This window comes from Nocardia sp. NPDC058480, assembly GCF_042720495.1.
Classification (GTDB): Bacteria; Actinomycetota; Actinomycetes; order Mycobacteriales; family Mycobacteriaceae; genus Nocardia.
This window is the reverse complement of sequence record NZ_JBHXMN010000006.1, coordinates 48,034-59,399: the sequence shown is the minus strand read 5'-3', so window position 1 is coordinate 59,399 and position 11,366 is coordinate 48,034. Positions and strand designations below refer to the sequence as shown.

Below are 11,366 nucleotides of genomic sequence, written 5' to 3'. Positions count from 1 at the left end.
GGCCGGACGAATCGTCCGGCCCCCGTTTTCGTGTGGGCTAACGGTCGGCGTCGGTGAAGCGGATGATGCCGCGCAGATCGTGGGTGCGGTGGATCTCGTCGTAGCCCTCGTTGATCTGGTCGAGCCGGTACTCCTTGGTGCGGGTGCCATCCAGGTCGAGGTCGCCGAGTTTGTGCAGGGCCAGCACCTCGAGGATGTCCTCGTGCGGATTCCCGCCGCCGAACAGGCTGCCCTGCAGGTTCTTCTGCAACAGTGTCCGCATCGACAGTTTGAGCGGCACCTCGGCGGCCAGCGTGGTGCCCATGGCGGTGAGTACGCAGGTGCCCGCTCTGGCCGTGAGGTCCATCCACGCTTCGAGGTCGTCACCGTCTCGCCGCCCCATCGAGGCGATCACCTTGTGACACATGCGTCCCCCGGTCGCGGCGGCGATGCCTGCGGTGGCGGTGGCGAGGTCGGGATAGACGTCGGTGGCTCCGAGTTTCTCGGCTTGCTTGCGCTGCCACTCGACCGGATCGACGACGAAGATCCGCGACGCGCCCGAGAGCACCGCGCCCTGGAGCGTGGACGCGCCGACGCCGCCGAGCCCGATGATCGCGACATCCTCGCCCGGCTGGATCCGTGCGGTGTGCACGGCCGAACCGTAGCCGGTGGTGATATCGCAGCCGACGAGGCAGGCGATCTCGAATGGGATCGACGGGTCGATCTTCACCACCGACGCCCGATGGACGACCGCGTAGGGCGCGAACGCGCCGACCAGCGCCATCGGATGCACTCCGCGTCCCCGCGCGGTGACCCGGAAGGTGCCGTCCGCGACAGCCGCGCCGCCGAGCAGACCGGCGCCCAGGTCGCACAGATTGCACAGTCCGGCACGGCACGGCGGGCACGTGCCACAGGACGGCACGAACGACATCACCACATGGTCGCCGACAGCGAGATCGTGCACGCCCGCGCCGACTTCGACCACCACCCCCGCGCCCTCGTGGCCACCGAGGATCGGGAAGCCGGCCATGGCGATATCGCCGGTGACGAGATGGTGGTCGGCATCGCACAGCCCCGCCGTCTCCATCCTGACCTTGACCTCGCCCGTTCGCGGCTCGCCGATCTCGATGTCCTCGATCGACCACGGCTGATTGCGGTCCCAGATCAACGCGCCTCTGGTCTTCATCGGTTACCTCTTCATACTCTCGGGCAGTGGTGTCGGTCGGCCCGGTGGTGTCACCGGCCGTGGAACTCGGGAGCGCGGCGTTGCCGGAACGCGGCCAGCCCCTCCTTGAAATCAGTGGTACGGCAGGCGAGTTCGAGTGCGTAGAGCTCGTTGTCCATCGACTCGGTGAGTCCGGTGACGAGATTGCGGTGGATGGACTGTTTGGCCAGGCCGAGGGCGACGGTCGGCGCGGTGGCCAAACGGGTGAGCAGTTCCTCGGTGGCCCGGTCGAGATCGGTGGGAGCGGTGGCTTCGTGGATCAGCCCCCAGTCGGCGGCGTCGGTCGCCCCGACCTTCTCGCCGAGCAGCAGCATCCGCTTGGCCCTGGCCAGCCCGATCAAGCGAGGGAGCAGCCAGGTGGAGCCGGAGTCGGGACTGAATCCGCGCGGCAGGAACGGCTCCCAGAACACCGCGTCGGTGTCGGCGAGGGTGAAATCGGCGGCGATCGCGAGATTGCACCCGAGCCCGGCGGCCCAGCCTCGGACGGTGCACACCACCGGCAGATGCAGAGTGTGCACCAGTTCGATGACGCGGTGGGCGGTGTGCGGGATGCGCCGGACCAGATCGCCGGTCGGTGGGCGCTCGCCCGCACTGTTGGTCGCGACCCAGTCGACACCGGAGCAGAAATCCGCGCCGGCGCCGGTGATGTGCACGACGCGCAGCTCGGCGTCGGTCGCGGCGGCGGTGAGCGTGGCGACGAGGGTGTCGATCATGCTGGGGGACAGTGCGTTGCGTCGGCTCGCACGGTCGATGGTGAGGCGCAGAATCGGTCCGTCGTGCTCGACGCCCACGGTCCCGGCGCTGTCGACGGACGGGTTCTCGGTGGTCACTGTCGTCCCCGATTCTTCCAGGTCGATCGGTATCGGTGATTCATACCGTTAGATATACAGTAAAGAGTACCGTCGGGTATCTGAGTCGACGGCCGATTCGGCGGGCTCGTACTCGCGTTCCTCGTTCAACGGGTCGGCGGTAATCCTGGCCCGATGTCTTGCGCAGACCGCTACTGTTACGTATACAGTAGTCATATCTATTCGGTTTGCGGCAAGCTTTCCCGCCACCTCCCGTTAGGACATCGAGGACCGAACCATGCAGACAGAACAATCGAATCCCCGCGCTGACATCGGAGCGCTCTGTTGACCGAATGGACGATCAGCGCCGTGTTCGACGAGGTCGCGGCGGCGGTACCGGATCGGACCGTGACGGTGTGTGGCGAACGCCGCCGCACCTTCGGTGAGACGGCACTGCGGACGCGGAAGTTCGCGAACTTCCTCGCTGAGCGCGGATTCGGTGCGCACACCCCGCGCGCGGAACTCGACCGCTGGGAATGCGGTCAGGACCGGATCGCGCTGGTGATGCGCAACGACCAGTACCTCGATGTGATGCTCGCCGGGATGAAGGCGCGCGTCGTGCCGGTCAACATCAACCACCACTACACCGCGCACGAGATCCGGGATCTGCTGGCCTACATCAAGCCGCGTGGCATCGTCTATCACCGGTCCTTCGGCCCGGTGGTGGAGCAGGCCGCGCCCGCGGGAGTCGAACTGCTGGTGTCGGTCGACGACGGCAGCGACGTCGCGGAGCTGGCGGGGGCGATCGGTTACGAGGACGCGGTGGCGCTCGGCGCCGATGAGCCGGTCATCGAGACCTCGCCCGACGATCTGGTCATGTTGTGCACCGGCGGCACGACGGGCAGGCCCAAGGGTGTGCTCTGGCGCCAGGGCGACATGTACGTCTCGTCGATGAACGGTGCCGACCACGAGTCGGGTGACGGTCTGCGCCAGCTGGCCCTGATGACCGGTCACGTCTGGTTCGCGGTGTCGCCGCTGTCACACGCGGCCGGGATCTGGACGTCGTTCTCCGGACTGCTCGCCGGGCAGACGGTCGTGCTCTACGACGACCAGCGAAAGTTCGACGCGCACAACGCACTCCGGGTGGCCGAACAGGAACGGGCCGCGCTCATGACGATCGTCGGCGACGCCTACGCCGGACCGCTGGTGCGCGCGCTGCGCGAAGGGAACTACGACCTGTCCGCGCTGATGGCGATCGGCACCGGCGGCGCGGCGACCAACCCCGTGCACAGGCGCGACCTGCTCGACCTGCTTCCGCACGCGTTCGTCGTGGAGGGCTACGGGTCATCCGAAACCGGCGGCATGGGATTCGGTCGCAGTACCAAGGGAAACGAAGTCGACAGCTTCGCCCCGATGCCCGGCGGGACAGCCGTCTCCGACGACCGCACCCGATTCCTGACACCGGGCGAGGCCGAGGTCGGCTGGGCAGCCCGTACCGGCCGCGTTCCGCTGGGCTACCTCGACGACCGCGAGGCCACCGAGCGGACCTTCCCCATCATCGACGACGTACGGATGGCGATCCCCGGTGACCGGGCGACCGTCGACGCCGACGGGTCGTTGCGACTGCTCGGGCGCGACGCCCTTGTGGTGAACACCGGCGGCGAGAAGGTGTTCGTCGAAGAGGTCGAGGAGGTGCTGCGTTCGAATCCCCTTGTCGGTGACGCGCTCGTGGTCGGCAGACCGAGTGCGACATGGGGCAACGAGGTGGTCGCGCTGGTCTGCGTCGATGCCGGCGACCTCGTCGACGCGGCGGACCGGGTCGGTCCAACGGCGTTGCAGCAGTTGTGCAGATCTCGGTTGGCCGGCTTCAAGGTGCCCAAGGCCGTGATCTATGTCGAGGAGATCCGTCGGCTCGGCAACGGCAAGCCGGACTACCGCTGGGCGATGCGGCAGGCCGTCGAAGAAGCCGGCGAGGCCGCCGCCGAAGGAATCGGAGCATGACGATGCGCAAGGTCAACGACTGCCTGGTCAATGTTCACTTCGGTGAGCTCGAGCAACCCAGCTGGATGCTCAAAGTCCGTGACGACTATTTCAAGGGCGCCGATTCGATGTACGCCCAGGTCGAACTCACCGCCTTGCTCGACGAGATGGACGAACAGGGCGTGGAGAAGGCCGTCCTGATGTACTCGATGGTGAAACCGTCCAAGACCGCGCTCGAGTTCGTCGAGGCACGACCGGATCGGTTCTCGCTGGCGGTCAACGGCGTCGATCTCCTGCGCCCGGTCGCCTCGCTGCGCGAACTCACCGCGCTGGTGCGTGATCTCCCCGTCACCTACACCACGACCGGCCCGAGTTTCTGGGGTGACGGGCGCTATCCGCCGACCGACGCGGTGTACTACCCGCTCTACTACAAATGCGCCGAAATCGGCTTGCCGCTGTGCATGAACACCGGAATCCCGGGCCCGCCGATTCCCGGTGAGGTGCAGAATCCGATCTATCTGGACCGGGTGTGCTACCAGTTTCCCGAACTGCGGCTGTGCATGATCCACGGCGCCGATCCGTGGTGGGACACCGCGATCCGGCTACTCATCAAGTACGAGAATCTGCGCCTGATGACCTCGGCGTGGTCGCCTAAACGGCTGCCGGACAGTCTCGTTCACTTCATGCGCACGCGAGGCAAGAACAAGGTGATCTTCGGTTCGGACTGGCCGGTGCTCGCCCTGCGCAGGGTCGTGCCCGAAGCCGAAGCGCTGGATCTGCCCGCGGACGTGCTGGACAACTACCTCTACAACAACGCGCAGGAGTTCTTCTTCGGCGACCGATCCGTCGGCGACTGACGCGCCGGAATCAGGAGAAATACGATGATGGACCGTTACGAACTGCGCCGGCAGGACTACAGCCTGTCGGCGGACCAAACCGAACTCCAAGCCGTCTACGCGAAGTTCTTCCGCTCGCGGTGTTCACTCGACACCGTCCGCGCGGCCGAGGAGACCGGATTCGACAAGGATCTGTGGGAGCAGCTGTGCGCGACCGGCGCGACCTCGATGGCGCTGCCGGAATCGGTCGGCGGCGACGGTGCGACGCTGGTCGAATTGTCCCTGGTCGCTGAGGAACTCGGGCGGGTGATCGCGCCGCTGCCGTGGATCGACCATCTGTGCGCGGCGCGGCTGCTGGCTCGCCTCGGTGCGTTGAGTGTGTGTGATCGCGACAGTGCCGACGTGGTAGAAGGCAAGCGCCTGGTCGCGCTGGACACCCGCGTCGACTCCGCGACCGGCATTCGGCTCATCGCCGCGGGCTCGGTCGCCGACGACATCGTCATGCGGGACGGCGATGACATCGTGCGGTTGGGTTTCGACACCCGGCCGACCAAGGTCGACAACATCGGTCGTCTGCCGATGGCCTGGGTCGACCCGGCCGCCGCCGACCGCCGGACCGTGCTGGCCAGTGGTGCCGAGGCGCTCGCCGAGTACGACCGGGCGCTCGACGAATGGCGCGTGCTGACTGCCGCCGCGCTGGTCGGGCTGATCGACGAGACCCTGCGGATAGCAGCGGAATTCGCTACCACCCGCTACACGATGGGTGTCCCGATCTCGACCCTGCAGGGCATTTCCCATCCCTTGGCCAATATCGCGATCACGGTCAACGCCGCCCGCAATCTGACCCGCCGCGCCGCGTGGTTTCTCGAACACGAGCCCGACGTGCAGCCCGGTCTGCCTGCCGCGGCGTTCGTCTACATCGCCGAGGAAGCGCCCCGCGCGGCGACCACGGCGGTCCAGGTACAGGGCGGACTCGGGGTCGCGACGGAAGCGGCCGCGTCCGCGTATCTGGTGCGGGCCAGGGGCTGGCCGCTGGCCGCGGGCGATCTGGGCGCCAGCGCAGTACAGGTCGCCGAACTCTTCGCCGCAGCGTCGGCCTAGGACGGAGTAGAACATGGATTTCTCACGAGTCGAACTCTCTGCCGATGACCAGGAATTCCTGGACGGGGCACGGGCTTTCCTCACCACCCACGTCACCGACGAGGTCCGTCGTCGCGACCGCGAGACCGGCGACAACTTCGACGAGGGAGTGCACCTGGCTCTCGGCGAGGCCGGCTGGTTGAGCGCGGAACTGAACTCCGAGGAAGAAGGCGGGCTCAATCGCCTGCGGCGCCGGTTGTGGGACCTCGAGCGGCGCCGGGTCCACACTCCCTGGGTCACCTGGGGAACGACCGCGATCGTCTCCAAGTCCGTCCGCAAACACGGGTCCGTCGAACTGCAGAAGGAGGTCCTGCCCGCACTGGAGCGCGGTGAGGTCCGGTTGTGCCTGGGATACACCGAGCCCGACGGCGGGTCCGATGTCGCGATGTGTAAGACGCGCGCGGTGCGCGACGGCGACCAATGGGTGATCAACGGCTCGAAGATGTTCACCACCGGCGCGCACAACTGCCAGTACGTCTTCCTGATCACCAACACCGACCCCGACGGGTCGAAACACAAGAGCCTCACCATGTTCCTGGTTCCGCTGGACAGCCCGGGCATCGAGATCCAGGGCATCCGCACCGTGGACGGCGACCGCACCAACATCGTCTACTACAGCGATGTCCGGGTGGAGGACAAGTACCGCCTCGGCGAGGTGAACGGCGGCTGGGCGGTGCTGATGGGCCCGCTCAACGAGGAACACGGCGTGGTCGGCGCCGACGACGACGGCCTGCAGGATGTCTCGATACTCATCCATCAGGGCACCATGATGGCGACCTCGGTCGACAAGGTGGTCTCGATCGCGGCGGCCACCGGACCTGACGGTCGGCGTCTGCTCGACGACCGGGCGGTCGCCCATCGCCTCGGCCGCAGCATCGCGCGGATGGAGGCAGCGCTCTCGGCTCCGCACATGTTCGGCCGCGTCGCCATCGCGCAGACCATGCGCGACATCTCGCCGGACCTGATGGACATCCTCGGCCCCGCCGCCGCGCTGCCGGTGGACACCGAAGGCGCCGTCGACAACGGCGCCATGGAGTACATCTACCGCTGGGCGCCGCTGTGCGGCATCTACGGCGGCACGCTCGAGGTGTTCCGCAACATGATCGCCCAGCACATCCTCGGGCTCGGGCGGCCCAACTATTCGCTGCCTGCCAAGCCGAAGGCAACGGCGAGCTGACTCAGCTCGGAAGGAGCACCGTGGCCGAGTCCACCCGACGGCCGCCGCCGACGATCACGCCGGAAACCCAGTTCTACTGGGCTTCCGGCGCCGACGGTCGCCTGCGGATCACGCAGTGCCGGTCCTGTACGGCGCTGATCCACCCGCCGCAACCCGTGTGCCGATACTGCCGAAGCGAGGACCTCGAGGTCGGCGCGGTCTCCGGATTCGCCACACTGATCGGCTTCACTGTCAACCACCGATTCGCTGTTGCGGGGTTGCCCGCGCCCTACGTCGTGGCGCAGGTCGCGCTCGAGGAGGACTCGCGGGTCCGGTTGACCACCAATGTGATCGGCTGCGACCCCGCCGATCTCGTACTCGGGCAGCGGATGGAGGTGGTGTTCGAGCAGACTGGCACGGCCTGGCTACCGCTGTTCCGGCCCGCGGACCCGCAGTCGCCGCCGACCCCGCTGCCGGTGGATCCGATCGAACCATCGGCCGTTCGCGAGCACGTCCGGCCGATGGCGTCGCGGGAGAAGTTCGAGGACAAGGTCGCGCTCACCGGCATCGGCAGGTCCCGGATCGGGCGACGGCTCATGACCGACCCGCTGACGTTGACTCTGACGGCCTGTCGCAACGCGGTCGCCGATGCCGGACTCGGCCTCGACGACATCGACGGCCTGTCCACCTATCCGGGCTCGGGAGATTTCGGGCCCTTCTCCGAAGGTGGCGTCACGGCGGTGGAATCGGCGCTGGGTATCCGTCCGACCTGGTACAACGGCGGCGCGGAGACCTTCGGCCCCGGCGGCTCGGTGATCGCGGCGATGCTGGCGGTGGCGAGTGGGCTGGCTCGCCACGTGCTGTGCTTCCGCACGGTGTGGGAGTCGAGCTACGCCGAACACGTTCGCGCCGGGACGATTTCACCGTCCGGCGGCATCACCGACCCATGGCTCGCCCCGTTCGGGGCCATCTCGGCAGCACACCTGCTCGCGCAGACCGCGCAACGCCATTTCCATCGCTACGGCACCGATCGGGAAACGCTGGGCTGGATCGCGCTGAATCAGCGCGCCAACGCGGCGCTCGATCCGTCCGCGATCTACCGGGAGCCACTGACCATGGACGACTATCTGTCCGCCCGACCGGTCACCACGCCCTTCGGTCTCTACGACTGTGACGTGCCGTGCGACGGTGCGGTCGCCGTGATCGTCTCGGCGCGTGAGACCGCGGCCGACCTGGCCCAACCGCCGGTGTTGGTGGAGGCGGTCGGCACCCAGATCATCGAACGGCTCGAATGGGATCAGAGCACACTCACCCACGAGCCACAGGTCCTGGGTCAGGCGGCGCATCTGTGGTCTCGCACCACACTGCGCCCCGAGGACGTCGATGTCGCCGAGCTCTACGACGGCTTCACCTTCAACTGCCTGTCCTGGATCGAGGCGCTGGGCTTCTGCGGAATCGGCGAGGCCAAGGACTTCCTCCAGGGCGGCAAGAACATCGCCCGCGACGGATCGCTACCGCTGAACACCCATGGCGGGCAGCTCTCCCACGGGCGCACCCACGGCATGGGACTGATCCACGAGGCGATCACACAATTGCGTGGTCGCGCCGAGCAGCGCCAGATTCCGGATGCGCGGGTCGCCGTCGTCAGCAGCGGGGGACTCACCCCCAGCGGTGTCATGCTCCTGCGGGCGGAGGCATGAGCGCCGAGGGCACCGGCCTGCTGCGTGAGCCGACGGCTGTGGATGCTGTGGTGGCCAGGGAAGTCCAGGTGGCGGGGATGCGGATGTCGGCCCTGTGCGCCGAGGTCGCTGATCCGCGCGCGGTGCTCGTCGCGGTGCACGGTGGCGCCACCTCGGCGCGCTACTTCGATGTTCCTGGCCGACCGTGGCTGTCGCTGCTGCGGCTCGGCGCACGACTCGGCTTCACCGTGCTCGCCCTCGACCGGCCGGGATACGGCGCTTCCGAGCCGTGGGACGCGACCTTCGATGTGCCGCAGCGCCGCGTCGACGCGAGCTACGCCGCGATCGACGCGCTCCTCGGCTCGAGCGGGCGCGGTGCCGGGGTGTTCCTCGCCGGGCATTCGGCCGGCTGCGATCTGGCCGCACGGATGGCCGCCGACGATCGCGGCGACGAACTGCTCGGCCTGGAACTGGCGGGCACCGGCGTCCACAAACGCCCCGAGGCGATCCGGGTCATCGAGCAGATACGCAAGACCCGCAAGGCGGGCGGGATCCGGGAACTGCTGTGGAGTCCGACGGAAAGCTATCCGCCCGAGGTGGTGGGCGGGCGTTCGCTCACCGTGGGTACACCGGGCTACGAAGTAGCCGTCGTGCACGACTGGCCGACCGACTTCCCGGTGCTGGCCGCGCAGGTGCGGGTGCCGGTTCGGCTCACCGACGCCGAATACGAGCAGGTATGGCGGACCGACCCCGCGGCACGCGCCGAGATCGAAGGATTCTTCACCGCGACACCACATTTCGCGCACAACCAGCAAGCCGGATCCGGGCACAACGTGAGCGTCGGCTTCGGCGCCGCGGCCTATCACCTCGGCCTGCTGTCGTTCGTGGAGGAATGCGGCCTGCGGTCTGCCCCCTCCCGCAACCAATTCGACGTTTAGGAACCACAGATGCAACGAATGATCGCCCCGGAGATCTCCAACTGGCCGGCCGAGGACTTCCGGCTCATCGGTGGCGCGTGCGCCGACTGCGGCGCCTCGGTATTCCCGATCCAGGACCTGTGCCCGCGGTGCAGCCTCCCCTCGATCGAGCAGATCACGCTACCGCGCACCGGAACGCTGGTGGCATGGACGACGCAGGGATTCCTGCCGGGCGCTCCCTATCTCGGCGACGAGACGCCGAAGACCTTTGTTCCGTTCGGAGTCGGACTCGTGCAGCTCGGTGACGTGATCCGGGTCGAGGCCAGGCTCACCGAGAACGACCCGGCCAAGCTCGAGTTCGGCATGGACGTCGAGCTCACGACCGTGTCGCTCGGCACCGACCCCGAAGGCGCCGAGGTCATCACCTTCGCCTTCCAACCCGTCTGAGGGACAGGAGTTCTGAGATGACCAACGAGGTAGCGATCATCGGCGTGGGTATGCACCCCTTCGGCCGATTCGACAAGACCGCCATGCAGATGGGTACCGACGCGATTCGGGCCGCATTGGGCGACGCCGGGTTGCAATGGCGAGATGTCCAGTTCGCCGTCGGCGGCAGCTGGGAGGTCGCCAACCCCGACGCGATCGTGGGGATGATGGGACTGACCGGCATTCCGTTCACGAACGTCTTCAACGCGTGCGCCACCTCGGCCAGCGCCACCGAGGCGTGCGCCGACGCGATCCGGCTCGGCAAGTACGACATCGGTATCGCGATCGGCATGGACAAGCATCCGCGCGGGGCGTTCACCGTGGATCCCACGCTCGTCGGGATGCCCAAGTGGTACGGCGAGAACGGCCAGTACCTGACCACGAAGTTCTTCGGAATGAAGGCCAATCGCTACCTCCACGATCACGGGATCTCCCAGGAGACGCTGGCCAAGGTGGCGGCCAAGAACTACCGCAACGGCGGGTTGAATCCGAATGCGTTCCGGCGCAAGCCGATCGCCGAGCAGGACATCCTCGATTCGCCGATGTTCAACTACCCACTGACCCACTACATGTTCTGCGCGCCGGACGAAGGTGCCGCCGCGGTGATCATGTGCCGTGCCGATATCGCACACCGGTACACGAGCAAGCCCGTCTATGTGCGAGCCGTCGAGGTACGGACCCGCTCCTACGGTGCCTACGAAGTCAACACGACCTACGCGCCGGTGCAGGAGGACGTATCGCCCTCGGTCTACGCGTCGCGCAGCGCCTTCGAGTCCGCGGGCATCGCGCCCGAGGACATCGATGTGGTCCAGTTGCAGGACACCGATGCCGGCGCCGAGATCATCCACATGGCCGAAGCCGGGTTCTGCGCCGACGGCGACCAGGAGCGGCTGATCGCCGAGGGCGCGACCGAGATCTCCGGTTCCCTGCCGGTGAACACCGACGGCGGTCTCATCGCGAACGGCGAACCGATCGGCGCCTCGGGCATGCGCCAACTCCACGAGCTGGTCCTGCAACTGCGCGGGACCGCCGGGGAGCGTCAAGTCGCCGGTGCCCCCAAGGCGGGTTTCGCGTTGCTCTACGGCGCTCCCGGGACCGCGGGCGCCACCATCGTCACCACATGAAACCGGCCGGGTCCGCTACCCGGTGCCGAAGCCTCGAAGAATCGTCCCGCACTGGA

At 67.4% G+C, this 11,366-nt stretch carries 10 protein-coding genes; 8 read left to right on the top strand and 2 right to left on the bottom strand.

Annotation, left to right across the window (positions count from 1 at the left end; all coding sequences use genetic code 11):
• Positions 1-37: 37 nt before the first annotated feature.
• Both ACFWO8_RS16800 and ACFWO8_RS16795 read right to left on the bottom strand, forming a co-directional pair.
• Positions 38-1,165 carry an NDMA-dependent alcohol dehydrogenase gene (locus ACFWO8_RS16800; protein ID WP_378951169.1) on the bottom strand — a complete coding sequence of 376 codons (1,128 nt, stop codon included), beginning with the start codon at positions 1,163-1,165 and terminating at the stop codon, positions 38-40.
• 50 nt (positions 1,166-1,215) lie between these two features.
• Entirely contained in the window at positions 1,216-2,034 is an 819-nt protein-coding gene (locus ACFWO8_RS16795; protein WP_378951166.1) for an enoyl-CoA hydratase/isomerase family protein, read from the bottom strand.
• Positions 2,035-2,337: 303 nt separating this feature from the next.
• On the opposite strand from ACFWO8_RS16795, the gene ACFWO8_RS16790 reads away from it, so the two are divergent.
• Genes ACFWO8_RS16790 through ACFWO8_RS16755 form a run of 8 tightly spaced genes read left to right on the top strand, consistent with a single transcriptional unit; the run spans position 2,338 to position 11,310 of the window.
• A complete protein-coding gene (locus ACFWO8_RS16790; RefSeq protein WP_378951163.1) occupies positions 2,338-3,993 on the top strand; it encodes an AMP-binding protein in 1,656 nt (551 codons plus the stop codon).
• Entirely contained in the window at positions 3,990-4,829 is an 840-nt protein-coding gene (locus tag ACFWO8_RS16785) for an amidohydrolase family protein (protein ID WP_378951160.1), read from the top strand. The genes ACFWO8_RS16790 and ACFWO8_RS16785 overlap by 4 nt, the downstream gene beginning before the upstream one ends.
• A 27-nt stretch (positions 4,830-4,856) precedes the next feature.
• A complete protein-coding gene (locus ACFWO8_RS16780; protein WP_378952021.1) occupies positions 4,857-5,909 on the top strand; it encodes an acyl-CoA dehydrogenase family protein in 1,053 nt (350 codons plus the stop codon).
• Between the two features lie 13 nt (positions 5,910-5,922).
• Positions 5,923-7,125, top strand: a complete 1,203-nt coding sequence (locus ACFWO8_RS16775; protein ID WP_378951157.1) for an acyl-CoA dehydrogenase family protein — start codon at positions 5,923-5,925, stop codon at positions 7,123-7,125.
• A 20-nt stretch (positions 7,126-7,145) separates the two neighbouring features.
• Positions 7,146-8,804, top strand: coding sequence for an OB-fold domain-containing protein (locus ACFWO8_RS16770; RefSeq protein ID WP_378951154.1), 1,659 nt, complete (start codon positions 7,146-7,148; stop codon positions 8,802-8,804).
• Complete coding sequence (locus ACFWO8_RS16765; RefSeq protein ID WP_378951151.1) at positions 8,801-9,721, top strand: alpha/beta hydrolase; 921 nt, start codon at positions 8,801-8,803, stop codon at positions 9,719-9,721. Before ACFWO8_RS16770 ends, ACFWO8_RS16765 begins: the two co-directional genes overlap by 4 nt.
• Before the next feature lie 9 nt (positions 9,722-9,730).
• Positions 9,731-10,147 (top strand): Zn-ribbon domain-containing OB-fold protein, encoded by a 417-nt coding sequence (locus tag ACFWO8_RS16760; RefSeq protein ID WP_378951148.1) that lies wholly within the window; start codon positions 9,731-9,733, stop codon positions 10,145-10,147.
• Positions 10,148-10,164: 17 nt separating this feature from the next.
• Positions 10,165-11,310, top strand: a complete 1,146-nt coding sequence (locus ACFWO8_RS16755) for a thiolase family protein (RefSeq protein ID WP_378951144.1) — start codon at positions 10,165-10,167, stop codon at positions 11,308-11,310.
• Positions 11,311-11,366: the final 56 nt, after the last annotated feature.